The 24,207-nt window shown below is 56.1% G+C and carries 25 protein-coding genes; 12 read left to right on the top strand and 13 right to left on the bottom strand.

Annotation, left to right across the window (positions count from 1 at the left end):
- Positions 1-41: 41 nt before the first annotated feature.
- Genes PUV54_RS08830 through PUV54_RS08815 form a run of 4 tightly spaced genes read right to left on the bottom strand, consistent with a single transcriptional unit; the run spans position 42 to position 2,803 of the window.
- Positions 42-608 carry a hypothetical protein gene (locus PUV54_RS08830; RefSeq protein ID WP_274491849.1) on the bottom strand — a complete coding sequence of 189 codons (567 nt, stop codon included), beginning with the start codon at positions 606-608 and terminating at the stop codon, positions 42-44.
- Positions 599-1,234, bottom strand: coding sequence for a lysophospholipid acyltransferase family protein (locus tag PUV54_RS08825; RefSeq protein ID WP_274491848.1), 636 nt, complete (start codon positions 1,232-1,234; stop codon positions 599-601). Before PUV54_RS08825 ends, PUV54_RS08830 begins: the two co-directional genes overlap by 10 nt.
- Positions 1,234-2,190 carry a phosphatidate cytidylyltransferase gene (locus tag PUV54_RS08820; protein WP_274491847.1) on the bottom strand — a complete coding sequence of 319 codons (957 nt, stop codon included), beginning with the start codon at positions 2,188-2,190 and terminating at the stop codon, positions 1,234-1,236. The genes PUV54_RS08825 and PUV54_RS08820 overlap by 1 nt, the downstream gene beginning before the upstream one ends.
- Complete coding sequence (locus PUV54_RS08815) at positions 2,177-2,803, bottom strand: CDP-alcohol phosphatidyltransferase family protein (RefSeq protein WP_274491846.1); 627 nt, start codon at positions 2,801-2,803, stop codon at positions 2,177-2,179. Before PUV54_RS08815 ends, PUV54_RS08820 begins: the two co-directional genes overlap by 14 nt.
- 95 nt (positions 2,804-2,898) lie before the next feature.
- Between PUV54_RS08815 and speB the strand changes: the two genes are divergently transcribed.
- Positions 2,899-3,690: an agmatinase gene (gene speB / locus PUV54_RS08810; RefSeq protein ID WP_274491845.1), complete on the top strand. Its 792-nt coding sequence runs from the start codon at positions 2,899-2,901 to the stop codon at positions 3,688-3,690.
- Between the two features lie 30 nt (positions 3,691-3,720).
- Positions 3,721-5,382 (top strand): saccharopine dehydrogenase family protein, encoded by a 1,662-nt coding sequence (locus PUV54_RS08805; protein ID WP_274491844.1) that lies wholly within the window; start codon positions 3,721-3,723, stop codon positions 5,380-5,382.
- A 22-nt stretch (positions 5,383-5,404) separates the two neighbouring features.
- On the opposite strand, the gene PUV54_RS08800 is transcribed toward PUV54_RS08805, so the two are convergent.
- A complete protein-coding gene (locus PUV54_RS08800; RefSeq protein WP_274491843.1) occupies positions 5,405-5,674 on the bottom strand; it encodes an usg protein in 270 nt (89 codons plus the stop codon).
- Positions 5,675-5,973: 299 nt separating this feature from the next.
- Here PUV54_RS08800 and PUV54_RS08795 point away from each other — a divergent pair, with 299 nt between their 5' ends.
- The 3 genes from PUV54_RS08795 (at position 5,974) to PUV54_RS08785 (ending at position 9,520) form a co-directional block, all read left to right on the top strand.
- Positions 5,974-7,191 (top strand): type III PLP-dependent enzyme, encoded by a 1,218-nt coding sequence (locus PUV54_RS08795; RefSeq protein WP_274491842.1) that lies wholly within the window; start codon positions 5,974-5,976, stop codon positions 7,189-7,191.
- A gap of 155 nt (positions 7,192-7,346) precedes the next feature.
- A complete protein-coding gene (locus tag PUV54_RS08790; RefSeq protein ID WP_274491841.1) occupies positions 7,347-8,396 on the top strand; it encodes a 1,9-bis(guanidino)-5-aza-nonane synthase in 1,050 nt (349 codons plus the stop codon).
- Positions 8,397-8,581: 185 nt separating this feature from the next.
- On the top strand, positions 8,582-9,520 hold the full coding sequence (locus tag PUV54_RS08785) for an alpha/beta hydrolase fold domain-containing protein (protein ID WP_274491840.1): 939 nt from the start codon (positions 8,582-8,584) through the stop codon (positions 9,518-9,520).
- A gap of 400 nt (positions 9,521-9,920) precedes the next feature.
- Here PUV54_RS08785 and PUV54_RS08780 read toward each other — a convergent pair whose 3' ends face one another.
- Positions 9,921-10,235, bottom strand: a complete 315-nt coding sequence (locus PUV54_RS08780; protein ID WP_274491838.1) for a hypothetical protein — start codon at positions 10,233-10,235, stop codon at positions 9,921-9,923.
- A gap of 221 nt (positions 10,236-10,456) precedes the next feature.
- On the bottom strand, positions 10,457-11,008 hold the full coding sequence (locus tag PUV54_RS08775; RefSeq protein ID WP_274491837.1) for a helix-turn-helix domain-containing protein: 552 nt from the start codon (positions 11,006-11,008) through the stop codon (positions 10,457-10,459).
- 134 nt (positions 11,009-11,142) lie between these two features.
- On the opposite strand from PUV54_RS08775, the gene PUV54_RS08770 reads away from it, so the two are divergent.
- A complete protein-coding gene (locus PUV54_RS08770) occupies positions 11,143-12,960 on the top strand; it encodes an ABC-F family ATP-binding cassette domain-containing protein (RefSeq protein ID WP_274491836.1) in 1,818 nt (605 codons plus the stop codon).
- On the opposite strand, the gene PUV54_RS08765 is transcribed toward PUV54_RS08770, so the two are convergent.
- On the bottom strand, positions 12,957-13,757 hold the full coding sequence (locus PUV54_RS08765) for an acyl-CoA thioesterase (RefSeq protein WP_274491835.1): 801 nt from the start codon (positions 13,755-13,757) through the stop codon (positions 12,957-12,959). The genes PUV54_RS08770 and PUV54_RS08765 overlap by 4 nt on opposite strands.
- A gap of 182 nt (positions 13,758-13,939) precedes the next feature.
- Between PUV54_RS08765 and PUV54_RS08760 the strand changes: the two genes are divergently transcribed.
- From PUV54_RS08760 to PUV54_RS08740, 5 genes are all read left to right on the top strand, one after another.
- Positions 13,940-15,340 carry a hypothetical protein gene (locus PUV54_RS08760; RefSeq protein ID WP_274491834.1) on the top strand — a complete coding sequence of 467 codons (1,401 nt, stop codon included), beginning with the start codon at positions 13,940-13,942 and terminating at the stop codon, positions 15,338-15,340.
- Between the two features lie 260 nt (positions 15,341-15,600).
- Positions 15,601-17,550 carry a ribonucleoside-diphosphate reductase subunit alpha gene (locus PUV54_RS08755; RefSeq protein WP_420797872.1) on the top strand — a complete coding sequence of 650 codons (1,950 nt, stop codon included), beginning with the start codon at positions 15,601-15,603 and terminating at the stop codon, positions 17,548-17,550.
- 41 nt (positions 17,551-17,591) lie between these two features.
- Entirely contained in the window at positions 17,592-18,467 is an 876-nt protein-coding gene (locus PUV54_RS08750) for a hypothetical protein (RefSeq protein WP_274491832.1), read from the top strand.
- A 249-nt stretch (positions 18,468-18,716) separates the two neighbouring features.
- The gene (locus PUV54_RS08745) at positions 18,717-18,992 is read left to right on the top strand and encodes a GIY-YIG nuclease family protein (RefSeq protein WP_274491831.1); all 276 of its coding nucleotides are present in this window, start codon (positions 18,717-18,719) and stop codon (positions 18,990-18,992) included.
- 289 nt (positions 18,993-19,281) lie between these two features.
- On the top strand, positions 19,282-19,671 hold the full coding sequence (locus PUV54_RS08740; RefSeq protein ID WP_274491830.1) for a DUF1304 domain-containing protein: 390 nt from the start codon (positions 19,282-19,284) through the stop codon (positions 19,669-19,671).
- A 24-nt stretch (positions 19,672-19,695) separates the two neighbouring features.
- Here PUV54_RS08740 and PUV54_RS08735 read toward each other — a convergent pair whose 3' ends face one another.
- From PUV54_RS08735 to PUV54_RS08715, 5 genes are all read right to left on the bottom strand, one after another.
- Positions 19,696-20,115, bottom strand: a complete 420-nt coding sequence (locus tag PUV54_RS08735) for a hypothetical protein (RefSeq protein ID WP_274491829.1) — start codon at positions 20,113-20,115, stop codon at positions 19,696-19,698.
- Positions 20,116-20,261: 146 nt separating this feature from the next.
- Complete coding sequence (locus tag PUV54_RS08730) at positions 20,262-21,563, bottom strand: phosphoribosylglycinamide synthetase C domain-containing protein (protein ID WP_274491828.1); 1,302 nt, start codon at positions 21,561-21,563, stop codon at positions 20,262-20,264.
- A 127-nt stretch (positions 21,564-21,690) separates the two neighbouring features.
- Positions 21,691-22,125: a hypothetical protein gene (locus PUV54_RS08725; protein WP_274491827.1), complete on the bottom strand. Its 435-nt coding sequence runs from the start codon at positions 22,123-22,125 to the stop codon at positions 21,691-21,693.
- Between the two features lie 141 nt (positions 22,126-22,266).
- Positions 22,267-22,704: an FKBP-type peptidyl-prolyl cis-trans isomerase gene (locus PUV54_RS08720; protein WP_274491826.1), complete on the bottom strand. Its 438-nt coding sequence runs from the start codon at positions 22,702-22,704 to the stop codon at positions 22,267-22,269.
- A 176-nt stretch (positions 22,705-22,880) separates the two neighbouring features.
- Positions 22,881-23,663, bottom strand: coding sequence for a S1/P1 nuclease (locus PUV54_RS08715; RefSeq protein WP_274491825.1), 783 nt, complete (start codon positions 23,661-23,663; stop codon positions 22,881-22,883).
- A gap of 92 nt (positions 23,664-23,755) precedes the next feature.
- Here PUV54_RS08715 and PUV54_RS08710 point away from each other — a divergent pair, with 92 nt between their 5' ends.
- Positions 23,756-24,109 carry a DUF423 domain-containing protein gene (locus PUV54_RS08710; protein WP_274491824.1) on the top strand — a complete coding sequence of 118 codons (354 nt, stop codon included), beginning with the start codon at positions 23,756-23,758 and terminating at the stop codon, positions 24,107-24,109.
- Positions 24,110-24,207: the final 98 nt, after the last annotated feature.

Genomic DNA, 24,207 nt, shown 5'->3' with positions numbered 1-24,207 from the left:
CCCATGCCCCGGCTCGCGCCAAATTACCAGATGGACGGGTTTCAATGCGCGTTCAGTCGGACCCAAATATACGCCGCGTAGATCGAACCCCAAGCGAGTGCGAGGCCGACAGATGCAAAACGCCGAAGCCCAACGGCCCTGGCGAACATGAGACCGCCCCACGTTAAGCCAACCGCCAGGGAGAAACGCAGCAGCCGGGCAACGAATGACACAACGGCCAACAGGGCCTCATTTATCCCGAGGGCGCCTGCTTCCACTGCATAAATTTTGTAAGGCGCACCAGTCACTGCGCCGAGCGTCAGGTTAAGCGGCCATGCGCCTTGCATCTCGGATTGCACGCGCGCGATCAAATCGCCGCCAATGAGCGGAATGGAAAGCAAAAACGCACGCGCAGCTTCGATATCGTGCAAGCTCCACTGCATCATCAACAGCCCGCCGGCAGCGGCTGCAAGCGAGGCGGCGACACAAAGCTTGAAAGCGCGGGATAATCCAAAAACCAGAACAGCCGCAGTCAGCAACACGTCCGGCACGATGAAAAAGAATGTCGCTTCTGCAAAACCCCACAAAACGGTGCCCGCCAGCCAAAGTCTCGGGTCCTTTATTCCCATGGCTGGAAATGCCCCTCAGCCGCGAGATCATTCATGCTTGTCTCCAGCGCCCCCATGAACGAGCCCGTATCGCCAGTCCACTTGATTGCTTCGCCGGCGATGACATCGCAATTAAACGGAACAAGAAAAAAACTTCCCTTTGGCAGCGCTTTGCCAAGACCGTGCATGAAGACAGGAACGACAGGAACCTCAGGACGCGATTTCGCAAGATAAGCGACGCCGCGTTTAAAATCTGCTCGCTGTTCCGGTTCGCCGCGCGATCCTTCGGGAAAGAGGACCAGAATTTCACCCTTGTCCAGCGCCGTTTCGAGATCAGCAAGCGGGTTTTTCCTGACGGCGCCGCGATTGAGCGGAATGATGCCGATAATATTTTTCGCAAACCAGGAAAGCCACTTGTTCGAAAGGAAATAATCGGCGGCGGCAGCCGGGCGTAAGCGGTGCAATTCTTTTAACGGAAATAGCGCCATTAAAGTCAGCGTGTCGAGATGTGAGTTATGGTTCGCGGCAATGATCGCCGGGCCCTTTTGGGGCAGGTTTTCGCGGCCCCGCACGTTCATGCCGAGAATGATCAAGAGCACCGGCCGGACAACAAGCAAAAAGAAAAGATATTGCAGCGCTCTTGTCATCAGATGCGTCCGCTGAAAGCAAAGAAATGCATGGCGTGATAAAAAACAGGCGCCGCATAAGTCAGGCTATCGACGCGATCAAGTATGCCGCCATGGCCGGGAATAAGACCCCCTGAGTCTTTCACGCCCAAATCTCTTTTGAATGCGGAGATCGTGACATCACCCAGGAAACCAGCGATGGCGATCATGCCGCCGGCAAGGCCAGCATAATAAAACGGAAGCGGCGTTAAAAACGGGCCGGCGATAGCGCCGAGCACAATGGTCGAGGCAAGCCCGCCGAGGAACCCTTCCCAGGTTTTCTTGGGGCTGACTTTCGGCACGATCTTCCGCCGGCCAAAGAGCTTGCCCCAGGTGAACTGCGCCACATCATTAAACTGCGTCAGCGCGACAAGAAATAACAACAACCCCGCGCCGCCAGCGGGCCCCGCCACAATATCGTCAGCCGCCAGCAACATCGCCGTGTGAGACAACGCAAAGACCGTGATCATCAGACCCCAGCTCAACGTCCCAACGGCGCGCAAGAACCCTTCGGTCTTGCCGATCAGCGTCATTGTCATGGGACAGAATAAAAACATCCAGACCGGGATGAATGTCAGGAACAGGCCATAGCTGTTCATATGCGCGAAGATGAACTGCACGGGGATCGCGAGATAAGCAAACAACAGGATCAGCCGGTCAACGCGGCGCGTCGGAATAAGCGAGAGATATTCCTTGAACGCCAGAAACGTCATGAAGCCGAGAAAGACGGTGGAAACAACGCGATTGGTGATGATCGCGACAGTAAAAATGGTGATCATGAACCACCATGACGTCACCCGGCGAGAAAGCTCATCCGTTCCCTCGCCCGGATTGCGGCGCTTCAGAACTGCCGTGACAATGCTGGCGAGGATCAGCAGTCCGTAAATCGCGGCAATCGCGTAGAACACATTTTCAGGCAGCCCCTCAGGTATTGGCATGATCAGCCCCTTTCCCGGCTTCTTTGAGCGCCATGCGCGCGCGGTTGACGATGGTTGCGAGCCCGAGCGCCGCAGCGAACGCGATCAGTGTCGTGCTCCACCACCCCGGTTCGAAGAAAATGAGCAGCAAGGCCAGCGCGCCGAAGAAAAATGCGCGATCGGATTTGCCGAACGGGCCGTCATATCGCCGCGAGGCGCCGATCTGTATTCCGACAACGCCGGTCATCTCCGCAATGACAGCGAATAACACCACCATAACGACTAATACCGGCGGCATACCGGCGATAAGAGCAAAAGGAAGGTAAAGCGCAACGTCAGACAATACATCCGTCAATTCATTCAGGATAGCGCCGAGATTTGACTTTTGCCCAAACTCCCGCGCCAGCATACCGTCAATGGCATTCATCGCCATACGGATAAATAATACTATCGGCAGAACCCACAGCACCCAGTCAGCACCGGCAGTAGCCGCAATCGCAGCGCCATGGGCAAGACTTAACAGGAAAGCCGCGATGGTCACCTGATTGGCCGTCACGCCGACCCTCGCCAGGGCAGCGCAAACCGGCCGCAACAGGGCCTGAAATTTCGGTTTCAAATCGTAAATGGTCGGCAAGCCGGTTCATCCCATTGCGTCGATACGACGTTAGACAGATTCCGGTGAAATATGCGAGGTAGTGAATAGCAACGAGCGACAATAGGGATCGCCAGATGTCAGTAACCCTTCACGGATTTTCCTGGGACGCCAGTTCGTCTTTCGCGCGCGGTGCGGCGCAGGGACCGGACGTTATCAGGTCGGCTCTCTTCACAGAAATGTCGAGCCCCTACAGTCTTGCCGGCGTGGATGCGCGCAAAGCCATAACCCGTTACGATTTTGAAGCGCTGCCCGAAGAGCCAGCAAAAGCCCGCGAAGCCATCACTGACAGAATTAAGAATACGCTAAACGCCGGCCTTAGGCCGTTGAGCCTCGGCGGCGATCATTCCGTCACCTATCCCATATTGAAAGCGATGAAAGACCAGCATGGTCCGGTCAATATACTGCACATAGACGCGCACCCTGATCTTTATCCGGAACTGGACGGCGATCCTTTTTCTCACGCCTGTCCGTTCTATCGCGCCGTAGAAGACGGCTGCGTCAACACACTCGTTCAAGTTGGCCTCAGAAGCGTGCCGCCGGAAAGCAGGATCTATGGCGAGAAGCACGGCATTGTCATGCTGTCTGCTGACGAACTGGAAGCCATCCCTTTTGAACGTCTAACGGCGCCGCTTTACGTTTCCATCGATCTCGACGGAATTGATCCGGCTTTCGCGCCTGGCGTATCGCACCCGGAACCCGGCGGGCTGACGTCACGCGAAGTCATCGGTTTAATCGACAAGCTGGAAGCCCCACTCATCGGCGCCGACGTGGTCGAACTCAACCCTGCAAGAGACATCAACATGATGACCGCTTATCTCGCAGCAAGGTTGGTCAAAGAATTGGCGGCGAAACTAAACTCGGACTAGCGAACGTTCGCCGACGAAAGGATCGCTCGGTTGAAAAAGACGATTATTATTCTTGGCGGATACGGCGTTTTCGGGTCCCGCGTTGCCGATATGCTAAGTGACAACAAAGTTTTCGACATCGTCGTCGCGGGCCGCAGCGCGAACAAAGCCATCGAATTTTGCCGCAACAGAAACTGCTGCCCCTTAACACTCGACACCAGTTCAAAAACATTTGTGCAAGACATAAACTCTGCAAATCCGTTCGCTGTCATCGATGCAACCGGTCCGTTTCAGAATTTCAGAGAAGACCCATATAAGGTTGCTTGCGCAGCCATTGCTTGCGGCGCTCATTACCTCGACCTTTCTGACGACGCTTTTTTCACAAAGGAGATTTCGGAACTCAATGATCAGGCTATAGCCGCCGGAGTTTGCGTTCTGTCCGGCGTATCAAGCGTGCCCGCTCTTACATCGGCGGTCGTGGAATCCTTGAAAGAAGGGCTTACAGACATACACCTAATCGAAAGCACAATCCTGCCAGGCAACAAGGCGCCGAGGGGCTTGTCAGTTGTAAAGGCGATCGTCGGGCAAGCCGGAAAGCCCATGAAAATTTGGCGCGGCGGGAAATTCGTCAACGAACTCGGATGGAGCGACAGAAAACGCACCGATTTAGACGGCGGTAACGCCCATAGGATTTATAATCGCTGGGCCAGTTTCATTGGCGCGCCTGATCTCATCTTGTTTCCAGAACATTTCAAAGCCCGTTCCGTTCTTTTCCGCGCCGGGCTTGATCTGAAACTGATGCATGGCGGACTGGAGATCTTATCATGGCTCGTACGGTTGAAAATCGTGAAAAGCTTGACCCTGTCTGCGCCCGTTTTGAAATGGATGGCCGACCGGTTTGAGTCATTCGGATCAGATCTGGGCGGCATGCAGGTACGGGTTGCCGGACTTGACGGGAACGGCAAGACGGAAGAACGACGCTGGACGCTTGTTGTCGGTGATGGCAAAGGCCCGAACGTGCCGGCCCTACCCGCACGCATAATTTGCCAAAAGCTTCTTGCCGGCGATATCCACCCCGGCGCCCGCCCATGCATTAGTGAATTTTCACTTCAGGAGGCGGAAAAAGCGATTGCCCTGCTTCCTGCAAAAACATCCCAAAAGACAACAACACCTCAACTCGTTTTCGAACGTGCGCTTGGGCGTGATTACGCATTGCTGCCGCCGCCCATTGCTGATTTGCATCGGGTCATCGATGTGCGGCGCTGGGCAGGGCGCGGAAAAATTACGCGCGGCAATAGCGTCCTGGCGAATATAGCCGCTTGGCTCGCCGGGTTTCCGCAAGCGAGCGATGACATCACTGTTGAGGTCGAAATGCGCCGAAGCGAGAAGGGCGAGGTCTGGACGCGCACATTCGGCGACAGGCGGTTTAAATCATATATTTGCCTTGATCCCGGCAATTTTCCGGGCCGGATATGGGAACAATTCGGACTGATGCGTTTCCGGATTGATCTGAAAGTGAGCAATGGGAAACTTATTTATCCCGTGACCGCAGGCCGGCTTTTGGGCGTCCCGATGCCGAAATTCATCTTGCCTCAAAGTTCAACGTCTGAATCTGTCGATGAAGCGGGACGCGCATGCTTTGACGTCAACATCGCCATGCCGATCGGCGGCCATGTTGCTTCTTATAAGGGGTGGTTGGAATCAACTGAGTAAGTGCGAACTATAAATCGGCGCGTTAGTTCAACCCGAACGCACTCACTGACTTTAAATCAGCCGCGCCGATGAGTTTCTTGCCTGCAAGGCGTACCGAATGGATCGGCCCTTCAAGCTCGCGCGTCCAGAAACCGAGGAACTTTTGCAGCACCGGATAGGACGGAGCGATATCGTAATCCTGCCAGACATAGGACTGTAAAAGCTTTGGATGATCCGGCAGGTGGTAAAGAATTTCCGCCGTGGCCAGACGATAACCCAGCATCTGTTTTTTAAAAGATAGCTCCGAACCCATAACGCAACTCCCCGAAACGGTACCAAGTGCATCTATTATGGAGGCTGGTTTTTTGATACTTCGCAAGCTTGACAACTCGCTTTGAGACAAAAATATATAAGCTATTTCAATATTTTAGCAGCCTCGCCCCGCAGCTGCTGACAGGATTGGCCAAGGCGAGGCCCAGAAAATCGACAGTCCGGGCAAATTTTTTCTTTACAAGGCCTTTTATGGTTCTTATGTGGCGATTTCGCCATTCCCATGGGACCTCTCCGCAAGAATGGCGCTTGGTTGCAGCTACGTTAGCGAGGTTCCATGAGATGGAAAGGCACACTTCAGCGCTTGCGCTGGTCGTAGGGTCTAATGGCAGCCCATCAGGGCCGGACCTTCCCGTACATTGTCTTCGCCCGCACGCCGCAACAATAGCGGCGGATTGGTTCGTGCGTCATTTTCCCGGCGACGTCCTTTACGCGGTAAAAGCCAATCCGCATCCAGCCATTATCGACGCGGTTTACGCTGCTGGCGTTCGCTGGTTCGATGTCGCTTCTGTTCCAGAGATCGAACTCGTCTCGGCGCGCTGTCCCGATGCAACGCTGGCATATATGCATCCAGTTAAAGCCCGCTCGGCGATCCGTCGCGCCTATTTTGATTTTGGCGTGCGGATCTTCGCGGTCGATTCATCGGCGGAATTGCAAAAACTCATCGCGGAGACCAATGGCGCAAACGACCTGCACATCATCGTGCGGCTCGCCGTATCGTCCGATTACGCCCAACACAAACTTTCCGGCAAGTTCGGCGCCGCGGGCCCTGAAGCCGTCATGGTGTTGCGTGAAGCGCGTGCAGTTGCTGAAGAACTCGGCGTTTCATTCCATGTGGGCTCGCAATGCATGCGGCCGGAAGCCTGGCGCGTCGCCATGCAGTCGGTCAGCGAAATCATTCGCGCCGCTGGCGTCACTGTTGATATCGTTGATGTGGGCGGTGGTTTCCCCACCGCCTATCCCGGCCTCATCCCGCCGCCGCTGATCGATTACATCGAGGAAATCAAAGCCGCGTTTGAAGAAATGCCGGTTCTTGAAAACGCAGACCTGTGGTGCGAGCCGGGCCGCGCGCTTTGCGCCGAAGCCGGCAGCCATGTTGTGCGCGTAGAATTACGCAAAGGCGATACGCTCTATTTGAACGACGGCGCTTACGGTGCATTGTTCGACGCCGCGCATGACGGCCTTGTTTTTCCTGTGCAGCTTCTCCGCGAAAAAGGGCGGCCACGCCGTCCGATGAAGGCGTTCAAGCTGTTCGGCCCGACCTGCGATTCTATTGACGTTATGGAAGGTCCGTTCTTCCTGCCCGCCGATGTAAGTGAAGGCGACTACATCGAATTCGGCCTCACCGGTGCCTATGGCTCGGCGCTGGCGACCAAGTTCAACGGCTTCGGTGAATATATAGAGGCTGTCATCGAAGATGCGCCCATGAGCACGATGTATGGCGGCGTCACACAACCAGCGGAAATCATCGCACTGAAAGATGCGGTGATCGAACTTTAAACTGTGCATGCTTGATGCGTGCTGGAAATTCCGGCGCCGGTCATTTAAGACCGGCGTCATTCTCACGGCCCTCCGCGTGTTCAACACAACACGGCCCGGATCCGGAACCCGGCCCTAAAATATGAAAAGGCCGGACAACCGAAAGGACCGAAGCCATGACTTCAACTGACAACCGCAAAGCCGAACTGCTTTCGCAGCCGGTCGAACATATCGACATCACGCAATTTGATGCGCGTCCGATCATCGACGCCTGGGGCAAGATGAGCTTTACGAGTCGTGACGCCGCGCGCGCTGCGCAAATCCTCAACATGGCGCTCGAAGACGAGAAATGTTCGACTTGGCTGATCATGGCCGGCTCCACCGGCGCCGGCGGGTGCCTGCATGTCTGGCGCGACATGATCGAATACAACATGGCTGACGCGGTGGTCGCCACCGGCGCCTGCATCATCGATATGGATTTCCTCGAAGCCCTCGGTTTCAAACATTATCAGGCGAACGAAATTCCCGACGACAACACGCTGCGCTCGCTCTATATCGACCGTATTTACGACACCTATATCGACGAGGAAGAGCTGCAGCATGTGGACGGCACGATCTACGAAATCTGCGAACAGCTTGAGCCGCGCCCGTACACTTCGCGCGAGTTCATCTATGAAATCGGCAAGTGGCTCGCCGCCGGCAACGCCAAGAAAGAAGGCTCGCTGATCCAGCGCGCCTATGAAAAAGGCGTGCCGATTTTCGTGCCCGCATTTTCGGACTGTTCTGCAGGCTTCGGCATCGTCAAGCATCAGGTTGAACGCCGCAAGGCAGGCAAGCCTTATGTAACGATCGACTCAGGCGGAGACTTCCGTGAACTTACGGAAATCAAGCTTGCGGCCGGCACGACCGCCTTATTTATGGTTGGCGGCGGCGTTCCCAAAAATTTCGCGCAGGATACGGTCGTGTGCGCGGAAATCCTCGGCCATGAAGATTGCGAAATGCACAAATACGCCGTGCAGATCACTGTCGCCGACGTACGCGACGGCGCTTGTTCGTCCTCAACGCTCAAAGAAGCGGCGAGCTGGGGCAAGGTGTCCACGGTTTACGAACAAATGGTCTACGCTGAAGCGACCTCCGTTGCACCGCTGATCGTTTCAGACGCCTGGCATCGGAAGGCATGGAAAAAGCGTGAACCGCGAAACTGGGCCCAACTTTTCAAGGCATAAACGCGCCTTTCCTTAAACTCTGTTTACCGAGATTACCAAATTCATGCGCGTGCGGCTTAAAAATGCGGTCGCACGCGCTTTTTGTCGTCACATTTTAGAATTGCCGTTAACCAGATATTTCCAGCGCGAAGGTCAAACTCGCTGCTACACCACCGCGTGTAAAAGGTTTTTGCGTAGGGGAGATCATGGCGTTAGCAGCACGTCGATTGGGCAAAGCGATTAGCGATACTGCGCGTGCGCATATTGCGGGCTTAAGAACCTACCCCACGCTGGATACGTGGATGAACCCACTAACGCGCGGTCTTGCGCGGCACTTCGCCAACCAGGAATGGCTCAAAGCGCTAGACGAAATCGACTTCCCATACCGGATGAGCGATGACGAAATCGCGGGCGTTTCCTGCGTACGATACGAAACGCAAACCGCGCGGCGTGATGATTTAGTCTTGCTTTACGTTCATGGCGGCGGACTTGTTAGCGGATCACCGCGCGTCAACGCATCCATGATATTGCCGACATGCCATTTAAGCGGCGTTGACGCTGTCGGCGTAGACTACACTCTACTGCCGGAAGCGCGTTTCCCGACACAGATTGATCAAGTGGACAGTGTTTACAGATCACTTCTCAATGACGGCAGCCAACGGCGCGTTGTGATTTTTGGCGACTCGATTGGCGGCGCGATCGCCACGGCCGCAATGCTTCGCTGGCGCGATGAAGGCGTCAAAATACCAGCCGCGGCTATACTGGTTTCTCCCGCGCTTGACGGCGCTGGCGCGAGCGACACCCATTACACGCTTGACGGTCATGACCCGTTGATCCGTTCAAATGGCGGGCGCAACTGCCGCAAACTGTTCAGTTACTATGCACCGGGCGAGAAGCTGAATAACCCGATGGTTTCGCCTATTTACGGCAACTTCGAAGGCTTTCCGCCAATGCTAGCTCATGTGGGACTGCGCGAAGTGCTGCTGGGTGATGCAGCGCGGTTTACGCAAGCGGCAAGACGCGCAGGTGCTGACGCGACCTTACGCGTATATGATGGCATGTTCCATCTGTTTCATATGCACTGGAGCCTTGCCGAGACGCGCGAGGCGCATGCGGATATCGCTGAATTCATCAAATCGCTTTAGATACGCGCAGCGCGGCGCAAAATCAGTATTCTGAAAATCGCGCAGCCTGAAACATATAGTAACTCTATATCAAAGGCGCGATTCAGCATTACCTGGACGATATAAGCGCTTTCTATCAGCAACACCGTACAAAGATGATAAATCACCAATACCGCGTGTAGAAAAAATAGCGGCGCCGGAAACCACCGACGCCGGCACATCATAAAAAATGCAGCAGCCGTAACCGCGTCTACCGCCAGAAAGGAAAGGGTCAGCGCCGTGCCTTCCGCGATCATCCACAACTGCAGCGAAAACCCCCAATTGACCGCCACCAGCCGGGCGGCCGCCGCAATTTGCGACGACCGGGATTGAAATGCGGCAAGCAGCGTGATGCTGACAAAGACCGCATAGATACTGATTGTTATCCAAGCCCCAGAATCGATCTTACGGCAGTCTCCGGATTTGGTTTGGGTAAGCCGCCGCCAGCCGCCTCAAACAGATTGGCCCCAATTTCCAGCGCCTTCACATTCAACGCGTCATGCGCCTGGCTCGTCGCTTGCGCCAGGTTGACGAGCGCATCCTGGATTTGCGCATAAGCCTCACTGCCACTTGCTGCATGAAGCTTGCCATCAACGCCTTTTGCGACGGCCGCACCAGCGGCCAACGTCACAGCCAGGCCCGCAATTTGCTTCTCGAAACGCAACAACGCCAACTGCTCTTTACGAAGGTCGTTCATTATATTTGTCCTCGTGATCAAAAGGTGTGTTACTCATACATCGTCACAACCTTAGCGCGAGTTTCGTTGAAATCTATAAATAAATACAACCTATGGGGGATTTTTTGACTTGACAGCGGACGAAGACAACTACGCCGCCAGAATTGGCCGCGCCATGTGGCGTGTCGCTAAACGGCGCGCCAGCGAGATAAAACGCCAGGATTTTGTTGTTGAACCAGCGTTCACAAGGAACGCTGCATCTCACCCGACTTCAGGTAGAGTTGAGCCGCAAGCTCAGCGCCGCGATCAAGCGCCGCCGCAGCAGGAGAGCCCCCGCACTCTTTCAGAATTTCTTCAAGTACTGGCCGCAGAGCTTGCTCAAGACGAGCCGGACCCTGACGGGTCGTGACTTTTGACAGCGCAACATAAGTGTTCGCCACTGCTTCCGCCGCGACATCCATCGTATCCGGCGGTGACAATTGGGCGTCCGGCGAACGCAGATGGTTCACGACCACCGCAATGGCGAGCCTTAGACAGCCATGATCCAACGGCCTTTCGTCACCTCTTGCATCAAGGTTAACGATATCCGCCGACCCTGGCGCGCCGCCGCCATAAAGCATGTTAAGGGTCACCGCACCGCCAGTCGCCTCGACGATACGGCGGGCAAGCGCGGGCTTGGGCGCCTGTGCGCCATTGATGATGCGATACAAGGTCTGACGGGAAGCGCCAATCCGTTCCGCAAAGTCCCGGACCGGTTCCTCAACCTCTGATAGATATTGCTTCAACGGATGCACAGCGTTCTCAGGGTGACATTTCCTGCATCAGAGCAATGAGCCTGTCACGAGACTCGCAACATTTCGTAAAATAATGCGGCGTTGCAACAAATCATCAGCATGATAACGAGGAACACCCGAAAGAGACGATCAGCATGCCAACCCAACTTATATCCCTTGCGGAAATAGACCTGTCGATCGGCGGCGAGACCCTGTTCGATAAAGCAACGCTTGCAGTCCAGGAACGGGCGCGCATCGCGCTGGTGGGCCGAAATGGGTCAGGCAAGTCAACGCTCATGAAAATCGCCGCCGGTCTTGTCGAACCCGACGCGGGCGAACGGTTTATCCATCCCGGCGTAACGGTGCGCTATCTTCCGCAGGAACCTGACGCAAGCGGTTTTAAAACCCTTGGCGAGTACGTCGCCTCGGGTCTTGATGAAATGGGTGATCCCCATCTTGGGGAAGCAATGCTTGAAGAGCTGGGATTGACCCCAGACGCATCACCACAAGGACTTTCCGGCGGTGAGTTGCGCCGGGCGGCGAATGTGCAGGCGTTATCGGCGAAACCGGATATTCTCCTGCTCGACGAGCCGACAAACCATCTGGATATTCCCGCCATCGCCTGGTTGGAAAATAAGCTGCGCCAAACAGCGTCGGCGCTCGTTCTCATCAGCCATGACCGCCGGTTCCTGCAAACCATCACCACCGAAACCGTGTGGATTGATCGCGGCGCAACGCGCGCGACCGGTAAAGGCTTTCGCGAATTCGAAAGCTGGCGTGACAAGTTCCTCGAAGAAGAAGAGCAAGCGCTACACAAACTTGGCCGAAAAATCGTCGCTGAAGAACACTGGATGCGATATGGCGTCACCGCCCGGCGAAAACGCAATATGCGCCGCGTCGGCGAGTTGCAGGCCATGCGCAAACAGTTAAAGGAAACGCGGCGCCCGCAAGGTGCGGCGAATATTTCCATTCAGTCCGGCGGCGCGTCTGGCAAAAGAGCCGTTGTTGCTGAACACATTTCAAAATCGTTTGGCGACTGTACGATCATTGACGATTTTTCAATCGAGATCGCCCGCGGCGACCGCATAGGGATCGTCGGTCCGAACGGGGCCGGCAAAACAACGCTCATCAATATTCTTACAGGCGCCCTGACGCCCGGCACCGGCAAGGTAACGCTCGGCACAAATCTCGATATCGTATCGCTCGACCAGCGCCGCGCATCACTTAAGCCTGAAATGCGAGTCGCCGACGCCATCAACGACAGCACGGGTGACTGGGTAACGATCAATGGTCACAAACGTCATGTTGCAACCTATCTGAAAGATTTCCTGTTCGAAGCCGAACAGTGGCGCCAGCCCGTGACAGCGCTTTCAGGCGGTGAGCGCGGCCGTCTTGCCCTCGCCGCTGCGATGGCAAGACCTTCGAACCTGCTCATTCTAGACGAACCGACAAACGATCTTGATCTTGAAACGCTGGAAATGCTGGAAGAGCAACTTGCTGCGTATGAAGGAACGCTATTGCTGATCAGCCACGACCGTCAGTTTCTCGATAATCTGGTCACCAGCGTTGTCACGACCGATCCGGACAGAAGCGCTCGCTGGATAAGATATGCCGGCGGCTATGACGATATGGTCGCGCAGCGTGGCAGCGCACCAGGCATGGAAAACGCCGCACCAAAAACAAAACCCCTGAAACAAGCTGTAACTGGTGCAAGACCGAAATCCGCCGCGAAGGCAAAACTCTCCTACAAGGAGCAGTACGCCCTGAAAAACCTGCCGGGCGAAATCGACACGCTACAGACGCAGATCGCTGCGCTCAAAACTAAGCTCGAAGACCCGGATTTGTTCGCCAAAGACGCCGCCTTGTTCGACATCGCCGCGAAAGACCTCGCCGCCGCCGAAGAATCTCTGGCGGCCAAAGAAGAGGAATGGTTGACGCTCGAGATGAGGCGGGAAGAGATTGAAAGCGCCTAGACAAATATCGCCACGGATTGCCGACCGGCGATCACCAGTTCGCCGTCGCTGTTCCAGACCAGCATGTCCTGACTGGAATAGCCTTCCGACGCATTCTCACCGCGCGATTGCAACAGCCACCAGCCGTCTTTTGAATCGGGCTTGTCGCTAAGGATGTTGACCATCCAGGTCATGGAACTGATCGGCGCGAAGCTTTTGAACATTGGAAACACCGCAGGCGGCGGCATGTCGGCAAGAGCCAGCAACGCCACAATTCCTTGCGCATGCGGATCTTGATGCCGCACCCACAAATGGAACTCATGTTCGCTGGCGCCGCTGACGGGACGCGCGCCTTTGGCGAGGCGCACGCCGAAATGATCTGTAAAACTTGGCGGCCGGTTTTGCGCAGGTATTTCCGGAAAGAACGGCTCGCACGCATCAGGGCCCGGCAATGAGGGCCTTGGCGTGAATGTCCTATCGAACTCAGACTCTCGCCTCGCGCCGAAAGCAAAGTTGCATCGTGTCGCCACGCCCGCCCCGGACGTCAGCTCGGATTCAACAAACGCAACTGACTTGCCCCGCCGCAGGAGGTTTGCACGGCCTTCTACCGCCCCGCCGGCAGGTCCGATGAACGAAACTAACGCCGAACGCAACGGCGGCAGATCGGGAAACGCACGCAAGGCTGTTTCGAGGCACAGCGCAGCCGAGAGCCCGCCATAAGTTGTGCGCCCCTGCATCCAGCCAGACGGGATCGTCAGGGAAAAAACGCCGTCATTGAACGCAGCGCCATCGATTAGGGAGGAAAAATTGTCATTCATGGTCCGCCCTATTTGCGCCGCGCGGCTCGGGAAACAAGTGATTCCTGCAGCAGGAATTCTGGCGGGTTCCGCATAAAATCTACGCAATCGGGCGATCATGGCCGCAATCGCAGGATTAACCCCTCTCCCGTTTTGGGCTACGATGCCGTGGGGAACAGGGTACGAGCGAGGGGGTTCGGGAAATGGCGTCAGGCGAAAACAAGGGCGGAATGCTGAACGCGATGCGCGCAAGCGCGGATTCGGCGCTGAAACGGCTTGCACCCAAAAAGGCTCCGCAGCACGCCCCGGCATCAGAAACCGAACAGGATCGCCCGTTTTTTTCCGACCCCACTACGGCGCTCTTTCCATCCGGCGCTGCCGCAGAAGATGAAAGCGGCCACGCATTGCCGCTGGCCATGCAGTTAGAACAATCGGCGCAGGCCATGGCCCGCCGCAAGGAAGACCTTCGCGAACCAACCTGGCGGCTTTCATCGCGCATCGAGGACCGGCGCGAAGGCGAAATCACGCTGATGGCGCAAGGGCTGCGCGTCATTATTGGTTTATTCTGGCTGGGCGTCGCAGGCTGGCTGCATCTCGGCATCCTGAATGCAAGAGCCGATGGTCTGGGCGTTGTCGCTGGCGCCATCCCCTTTGCCGATGCGGCGGCATTGTTCCGCGCGTTCTTCACCGTCGCCGCCGTCGGCCTCGCCGTGCCGTTCGGCGTTGCGGCGCTGACCCATCTGTTCGGCAATTCCAACAATGACCGCATCAAACGCGAGGCCGAAGCGCTGGGCGCGAAAATGGCCGAAGCCGCCGACGAGTTCGATGAAACCCTGACCGGCTTGCGCGCCGCCATGGACAAGCGCGGCCACCCGGCGGACGCCATTGACGACCTTTCCCGCGCGCATCTGACGGCGCTTGAAGCGCATGATTTTTTCCGTGAGATCAGCTTTTTGAGCGGCGATGAAACAGACCGCGCCCAGCGCATGTTTAAAGGATTTCTCGCGCGCGCGGGCGGCGTCGGCGGCGGCGGGATCATGGGGCTTGCCGTCGCATTCATCACTGGCCTGCTGGCAGGCGGCATCATGATGCACGTGGCCTATGCGCCGGAGCCGGAACCGGTGGCCGATGTGAAAGCGGTGGTCGCGGTCACCAGTTATCCCTGGGCTGTGCAGTTCATCCTCGCTGGCGGCCTGATTTACGCGCTGGTGGGCGGCCTGCTCTCGCTTTTTACCGGCCCCTTAACCGAAGGCGTCGCAGCAAAAGCCCGGGCCGAGGCCCTGACGGCGCTGCGCAGCGGCTTTGCCTCGAAAAGCGCGTTGCACCCGGCCGACATCACGCGCCGGATCAAGGACGCTGTCGACGTTTTCCGGGCGCGCGTCGGCGGGCGATCGACAACTTCTTCAACCACGAATCACACGAACGCCGATTTCGCCGGAGACGATGCGGAACCTGAATGGCGCCGGCGCGATTCGTCGGTGAAGTTCGTCGAAACCGGGTTCGCCGGGGCGCCACGGGAGTGGCGGACCGATGCCTACGCAAAAAAATTTGAAGCTCCTGAGGCGGGTAAAACGGGATCGAAACGAGGGTCGAAAACCCCGTAAAAACCTCAACTTCCGTTAAGGTTTGAAGCGCACGGATTGCGCCCCGTTAAGACCTCCTTAACCAAAAACTTTTGCCCATGGACCAACTTCATATTGACGTTGGCCCGGGTCTCTATCACTATATCTTGTGTCGATGGGGACCCGTCGGCATATCACAAAAGAAACGAAAAGCCGCGCCGGATGCGGACCCTTCAGGCCAATCCGGAGCAAGGGAATTTGCGTGTCTGTTTTGGACGCGAAACGGGAAAAACGGGGAAGCGATGTCGTTCTCAGAAGCCGCCAAATCTGTTGAAAACGTCAACCAGGAGGCGGCAAACGCCCCCGCAGCGCCGGTCGCAGAACAGGCCGTAAAACCGGCCCTGAAAGTGGTTCGCGACATCAAGGTCGACCGCTCGCGCGACGCTTTGCTCACGGATTTCGGCAAGACCACCATGGAGGACCGTTACCTCCTCCCCGGTGAGTCGTTTCAGGATATGTTCGCCCGGGTCGCGCGCACCTATGGCGATGACGCCGACCACGCCCAGCGCATCTATGGCTATATCTCGAAACTCTGGTTCATGCCGGCGACGCCCGTGCTGTCGAATGGCGGCGCCAATCGCGGTCTGCCAATCTCTTGCTTTTTGAACGGCGTTGGCGATTCGCTCGACGACATCGTCTCCACCTGGAACGAAAACGTCGCCCTCGCCTCAAATGGCGGCGGCATCGGCACCTATTGGGGCGGCGTCCGTTCCATTGGCGAGAAAGTGAAGCACGCAGGCGCGACCAGCGGCATCATTCCGTTTATCCGCGTGATGGATTCGCTGACGCTCGCGATTTCCCAGGGCTCGCTCCGCCGTGGTTCAGCGGCCTGTTACCTTGACGTGCATCACCCGGAAATCGAGGAGTTTCTCGAGATCCGCAAACCGTCAGGCGATTTCAACCGCAAGTCGCTGAACCTGCACCACGGCGTCAACATCACCGATGAATTCATGCTCGCTGTTCAGAACGACGAGGAATTCGGCCTTAAATCGCCAAAGACGGGTGAGGTCCTGCGCACCATCAGTGCACGGAAATTGTGGCAGAAGATCCTCGAGGTGCGCCTTGCCACCGGCGAGCCTTACCTGTTGTTCTCCGACACGGTGAACAAGCAGATGGCGAAGCACCAGCGCGATCTGGGGCTGAAGGTTTCAACCTCGAACCTCTGCTCTGAAATCATGCTGCACACCGGCAAGGATCATCTGGGCGAAGACCGCACCGCCGTTTGCTGCCTCTCCTCCGTCAACGCCGAGAAATACTGGGAATGGAAGGACGAGCCGCAATTCATCGAGGATGTCATGCGTTTCCTCGACAATGTGCTGCAGGACTTTATCGACCGCGCCCCGGCGTCCATGGCCAAGGCGGCATACTCCGCCATGCGCGAGCGTTCCGTGGGGCTCGGCCTCATGGGCTTCCACTCGTTCCTCCAGTCCATGAACATTCCGTTCGAAAGCGCCATGGCGAAGTCGTGGAACAATCGCCTGTTCAAACACATCCGCATGGGCGCCGACGCGGCCTCCGTCACGCTCGCCGAAGAACGCGGCGCCTGCCCCGACGCGGAAGAGCGCGGCATCAAGCAGCGTTTCAGCCACAAGATGGCGATTGCGCCGACCGCGTCGATCTCGATCATCTGCGGCGGCTGCTCGCCTTGCATCGAGCCGATCCCGGCCAACGTCTTCACGCACAAGACGCTTTCGGGCTCGTTCACGGTCAAGAATGTGGCGCTGAAGAAATTGCTCGCCGAGAAAGGTCAGGATACGGACGAGATCTGGACCTCGATCCTCGAACACGAAGGCTCCGTCCAGCATCTTGATTGCCTGACGCAGGACGAAAAAGACGTCTTCAAGACAGCGTTCGAACTTGACCAGCGCTGGGTGATCGAGCTTGCGGCCGACCGCACGCCTTACATCTGTCAGGGCCAGTCGGTGAACATCTTCATCCCCGGCGATGTCGATAAATGGGACCTTCACATGCTGCACTGGTCAGCGTGGGAGAAAGGCGTCAAGTCGCTCTATTACTGCCGCTCGAAATCGATCCAGCGCGCGGGCTTCGCCAACGGCAAGAAAGCCGCAAACGACGAAGCGGAGATGAAAACCGAGCCCGGCGCGGAAAACATCGGCGCTGAAGGCGGCATGGCCGCGATGATGCAGGCCGCCGCGAAGACGGACTATGATGAGTGTTTGGCGTGTCAGTGAGTGTTAAATCCTAATAATCATTCACGCTCATTGAGTAGACCGTGGCTCTAAACTTATATCGAAAAGAACAAACTGAAACAACAACAGCAAGAAGCTCTTCTCGAGACGGGTTTTTCTTGGATGAAAAAGCGGCGCGCCAAGTTCACCTTTTAATCAAAGACGCCTTAGAACGCCTAAACTCTAAATATTCTAACTCTATACATCTTGAACTAAAAGACGGCACCGTCACCCATATCGATCAGATTGACGACTTTGCGGATTTAGAACATCACGGCTTACGTCAAATAACGTCTGTTGGGTTTCAGGGAATTATAAATGTCGATGAAAAAGAAAGTACAATTACCATAATTTTCCGAGACATTAAAAATGATCCGTTTTTTGCAAACTCAATCCTCGTTGAAATTGATTCCCCGAACAGAGATTGGGCCTTAACAACACTAGGTGACGTGGATGATAGACTAAGCTCCATAAAACGGTTCAGCTTCTACAAATTTTCCGGCATTCGAGCGATGATATCTGCGGTTACAATTGCAACTGCAGCGCTTTTGATTCCCGTACTTGTTATTATGGCGAGTGTCTCAAAAAATAATCAGGAAGCAATTCAGCAGCTTGAAAATTTAAGTCGTATTGCCGAATTAACTACAATAGAAGCATTTATCGCATATGAAAGGATTAAAGCAGAACTTTACAACCCTAATTGGATTCTATTTTTCGCAGCTATTCCAATCTTTCTGCTTGCGCTGTCGCCTTCAATAAGATTCTTATCAAACCCCTACACATTTTATATCGGCGATGGAATAAGGCGCTTTGATCGACGTGTCACAATATTAAAAACTATTTTTGGTGTAATAGGCGCAGGATTTTTAGTTTCACTAGCTGCAGGGTTAGTCTTAAACTATTTTACTGGAGCAGGTTAAAAATTGAGAACTTTAATAACTTGAGTGTTACAGCGTGATCGTCACATGGATTCCGGCTTTCGCCGGAATGACGGTGGCGGTTGGTTTGTGCGATATCACCAAGCCGTCATTGCGGCCTCCGAGCCGCAATCCACTCTTCAAACATGCAGAGGAATGGATCCCGGATCGAGTCCGGGATGACGAATACGGCAGGTCTGGGATGACGCGCGAAAAGTTTGCGCATACTCTCCCCCCATGAAAGGCGGATGGGTGTACATTCTGACCTCGAAAAAGAACGGCACGATTTACATCGGCGTCACAGCCGATATCGCTGAGCGCGTATGGGCGCACAAGCAAAAGGCCGTACCCGGATTTACGGCAAAGTATGGTGTCGATCGCCTCGTTTACATGCAGCATTTCGACCGTATCGAAGACGCTATCGCGGAGGAGAAGCGGCTGAAAAACTGGAAGCGCTCATGGAAGATCGACCTGATCGAGCGTGAAAACCCGGAATGGGAAGACCTGTACGATACGATTAACCAGTGATTTTCAGTGGATGCCGGGTCGAGCCCGGCATGACGATGGTAGTTGACTAGCCCGTTTCTCTCCGCTCACCCCGGCGAAAGCCGGGGCCCAGAGATAAGAAAAAGCCGGGCTTCGCCCGACCTTATCCCTTTGCTGGATTCCGGCTTTCGCCGGAACGAGCCGGATGATGATCTTGTGCACAGTCTTACATTGTCATTGTGTCCTTAGCGCGCGGGATGACGGTTGCGGATGGTTTCATAGATGAAGTGAATCCATTACCATTCCCACGAAATCACCTAGAGTCGCGCCCATGACCCGCACCCTCGCCGCTATTGCCGTATTCATCGTCGCTGCGTTGCACGGCGGTTTCCTGGCGCTGGAAATGTTTTTGTGGGAGGCGGAAGCGGGGCGCAGCGTCACCGGATACACGGCGGAGGAAGCGGCGTTCACATCCGTCCTCGCCGCCAATCAGGGGCTTTATAACGGCTTCATCGCTGCGGGACTTTTATGGGGCCTCATCGCCGGTAAACGCGACGTCAAAATTTTCTTTCTCATCTGCGTCGTCATCGCCGGGCTTTACGGCGCGTGGAGCGCCGCGTCACCGACCATCCTTTATTTGCAGGCGATCCCCGGCGCGCTCGCGCTTGCCCTCACATTATTCGCGGGCAAGGCCCGCCGCGGAACAAAGATCGAGCTTTAACCGCCGATCCGTCTGCATACCGATTTAATAGGAAACTTTGACACCGAGGACGATGCGCGCCGGCTGCGGGTAGCCGGGCATGGCCCGCGCCATGTTCCGCGCTTCACGGCGATAACTCGGCGTCGTGTTCACCCCGCTGCGGGCGCCGGACTTAATCGCGGTTAGGCGAAAACGCATGCCGCCGCGCCTGACGCTTAACCGGTCGGCAAACCGCGCCCCGCCGCGTCCGCGCGCATCAGCCTCAACCGGGTAGAACTCCACCGGATCGTCCGTCATCCGATAAATGGCGGCGGCCGCCGCCCCTTCGGCGAGCACGTTCAGTATGCGCGGCGCCGTTCGCGCCGCCGCATATTCCAGCCGTTCCTCAAAGAATGTGTAAGTTGACGGCGCATTTGTCTGCGCCTCCGCCAGTACGATGGCGGCCCCCGCTGCGACGAGAATCATGGATTGCCCCTATTTCGCCCAAATCAATAACGTCCATACGCAACTGAGGGCTGTTTGCCGGGCAAATATGGTTAAAGCCGGGCCGAACCGGGATGATTGAAGGGCGCACTAGGGGGCGAAATAGGGTGAAACGGCTCGCTCGGGGCTCAACTCTCCCGCAAATAACCCCAGGTGTGGAGACGGTCTGAATCCTCATACCAGCGGTCGCCGATATCATCCCGGAAATACATATTTGGGATGAGGATGTTCTGTATACGGCCATATGCCTGTTTTTGCGCCTCGCGCATGGTGGCGCCATGACCCGACACGACGAGCGCAAGCCCCGCCCCGCCCGTCACCAGCCATTCGTCATTGACGCGCTTGACGTCGTGAATATGAACGCCCTCGGTCGCCGGTTTTTTAAAAATAATGGCTGCGTTTTTTGAAAAGCTCTCAAACGTTTCCTTGTCCTTGAACGGATAGGGCGGCACCACAAGGCGCACGCCGACCTGAAAACCTTTCTTGGCTTTGAACCTCGGCTCTTCACCCGCCGCCATCTGATAGAAAAAGTCCGACAGCGGAATATTGAGGCCGTCGGACTGAATCTGGATAGTGGGATAGCCGAACCGCGCGGTGAATTCGAGCGGATAAATCCCCTGTCCATTGACGATGCAGTTGACGTCGATATAGCCCACATAGCCTTCCTCGGCGAGGCGCGGCGCCATTTTGGCGAGCGTTTCACGATAGAGCTTGTTCGGGCCGGTCCAGAACATGGACGTTCCCATCTCGCCCGTCGCCGGGCCGACATTGCCGGGCAGCAATTTCTTATGCTCGAAATTGATGTTGATCGGTTCCATGAACTCGCGGCCGTTGAAAAAGCCGCCCACCGCCACCTCAACGCCGGTGACGCGGTTCTGAAGCTGGAAAATCTTGATGGTGTCGGACCAGACGCGCTTATACGCCTCCAGCACGCGTACAACATCTGACCCATCCTCCTCCATGCCGACAAAAAGCAGCCGCTTGATGTTCTGCGCCTCGCCCGATGGCTTGATCACATATTTGCGCGGGTTCGCCTTTACGTGCGCTATTGCTGCATCGAAATCGTCAAACTCCTTATAGGGGAGAACGCCGACGCCCGCTTTTTTTAGCTCGTCCTGGCCGAAGGAACGGTCATCTTCCAGCTTGTCGGTGTAAGGCGTGCCGCCGATGACGCGCTTGCCCTTCGCGCGCAGAGCCGCCGCCTTTTCGCCCTGGCCCAGGACATCGTCAAAGACGATGACGTCGGCCCAATCCACATGCGCGGCCCAGTCATCGACCTTAGGCACAAATCCGTCGCCGATGTCGGCTTCGTTCTTGTTTTCGGTGCAATACCGTACCTCGTGGCCTTCGCGCAAAATGCGCCAGGCGCAATCAACGTGAAGGCCGTCAGTGGAAATGAAAAGAAAGTTGCGTTTGGCTTGCGTGTTCATGAGCGCATTATACGCCGCTTTCATCGAATGTGTATTGGGAATGCGCGTTCTTGTGCATGCGCCTAAGCCCAAATAAAAAAGCCGGGCGTCGACCGCCCGGCTTTCGTTTCGTTCAGTTCGCCGCGAACTATTCTGCCGCCGGTTCCGGCATTTCCATCCGGCTCAGGCTCGCCGCCGCCACAGCTTCGGCGCGGCCGGAACAGGGATCTTCCACAAGCGTGAAGGAAAGAGCGCCGTCATCTTCCGCGTAGCTGTACTTGCCTTTTTTGGTCATGGCGCAATGCGCCGCTTCCTCATCAGCGCTTGGCGGCGTCAGATCCTTGAACCAGATCATGCCGTCCTTGGCGCCGTATTTCACGATGACGCCAGCCACGCCCATGTCATTAGCGACGACAAGATACCCCGCCGGCATGAAGGTCGCGACCCAACCCTCAGGGCTTGAAAATGCGCCGGTCAGCTCCGGCGGCGCCATCATTTTTTCTTTCTTGCCTTCGTGGTGTTCAGCATACGCAACATTAACAGCCGCCAGCGAGACCGCGGCAACACATAGTATCTTTTTCATGAGTGACCCCTTGCCATGATTTCAATAGCGAAAACATCGCACAAAGAGCCATCCGCAGGCAAACTATGGTTTTACAAACGCCAATAGCAAAAATTGCCATTCTATTTCACACGCTTGCCGCAGCGCAAAGAAATGGCCGCGCTATGCGGCTTCCTTGATCTCAACCAGAGTCAGGCCGAAATGAAGATCATGACCGGCGAGCGGATGGTTGCCGTCCGCCGTCACAACCTCGTCGCTGACATCCGTGATAACGAGATTGACGGTCGAGCCGTCCTGTTGTTTCGCGGATAGCGTCATCCCCGGTTGCGGCGTTTGATCCTGGGGCAGTTGCGCTCGCGGCAACTCAACGATCATTTCATCCTTGCGCGGACCAAAGGCGTCAGCGCTGGCGATGGTCACCGACTTTTCACCACCTGCTTCCATGCCTTCAAGCGCCTGTTCAATGGCAGGAAAAATTTCAGCCTTGCCAAGGGTCAGCGTTTGCGGTCCGGCCTGTTCGGTCCCGCCGACAACACGGCCATCGCCAGTACGCACAGTATAATTGATGACGACAGTGTCGCCTGTCTTCGCTTGAGCCATGAGAATTCCTTGTTTCTTCGCCGGGACAGCGTCCATCGCCCGGATCAATGAAAGCGTTCATAAACGCTGAGCCGCCGGTTCAGGTCGTAGCGCCCAACTGGGCGCGACAAACCGGCGCGTGAATGCGATCAGACTTCGCAAACGCCGCCGTCAGGGTCAAGGCGCCGTCAATACGATCAGGAAGATTGCGCCAAAACCACGTTCAAATAAGCGGCGATGCGCACGCCCGCCTGAGAAAGCCGAAGTTTGACGGTATCAATATGATTGAAAACATAACCGTACCGCAATTCGGGATCCGCCGGGTAGATCGTATCACGGATCGCCGCGCTTTCCGCCGCCCACACGACGGGATTGATATCCATCCAGTCGGCGGCTTCTTCCGGCGTGATCTTCTGCACCAGCCATTCGGTCATTTCGGAATAGGATAGTTGTTCGCCATCGATCATGCCTGAATCCCAAACAGCGTGCAGGTTTGTCTCTCGACCAAAATAGGTGACTTCGAAATCATTGCCGCCGCGATCAGTTCCGTTGCCGGCGTGAAGCGGCTGATGAAGATCGCCTATGATGTGAACGATGAACCGCAGGGCCAGCGCTTTGTCTTCCCGGCTCGCATCCGGGTCCTTCAGCGTCCGGGTAAATTTTGTGATGGCGGTGATGGCGTCGCCTTGCGGCGGCGCGCCTGCTTGCGCGTATGTCATGCCGGCCGGAATGGTCACATAGTGATAGGCGCTCGATTCCATTTGCCAGAAATCTTCGGGGCTGGCGCGCATGAAATCCGCCCAGGTTGATCCCTCCGCCAGCCCTTCCGGACCGAGTATACTCTCAATCGCTGCCTTGGCGTTGTCGGACAGGTAATGCACCGCGATGGCGCCAGTGACGCGGTGTCCGATTTTGCCCCACGCATAAGCCGGAGCAACGGCAAGTTGAGCCATCAAAACAAAAAGAACGATGCGAATCATAACGGCCTCCCCGCGCGGCCCCTGTTCCGCGCAAATCTGAAACCGATTATAGCCTATGCTGGTGAAGAATTCTTGAGGTCAGGGGAAACAACATGCCGCGCCTTATCGCCGCCGCCGGAATTGTGGGATTTCTTGCAGTTGCGCTTGGCGCATTTGGCGCACACGGCCTTGAGGGACGCCTTTCAGCCGAAGCGGAACAATGGTGGGAGACGGCGACTTTCTACGGCCTCATCCATGCGGTCGCCGCGCTTGCAATCGGTCTCTCGGCAATCACGCGGCTTGCGTTTACCGGCTGGGCTTTTATCGTCGGCAGCTTGATATTCGAGGGCTCGCTTTATGCGATGGCGCTCGGCGGGCCAACAATACTAGGCGCTATCACGCCTGTTGGCGGCGCCACGTTTCTCGCTGGCTGGGCAATGACCGTCTGGTACGGCGTGAAACGTTAGCCGCGCGGACGCAAAAACAGGCTCGAAATCCCGAGACCTGAATTGACGACAATAAAGGCGACCAAAAAGAATTCCAAAACGCCCATGTTTCTTTCTCC

It is taken from the genome of Hyphococcus flavus (assembly GCF_028748065.1).
GTDB classification, from domain to species: Bacteria; Pseudomonadota; Alphaproteobacteria; order Caulobacterales; family Parvularculaceae; genus Hyphococcus; species Hyphococcus flavus.
This window is presented reverse-complemented; position numbering and strand designations above follow the sequence as displayed.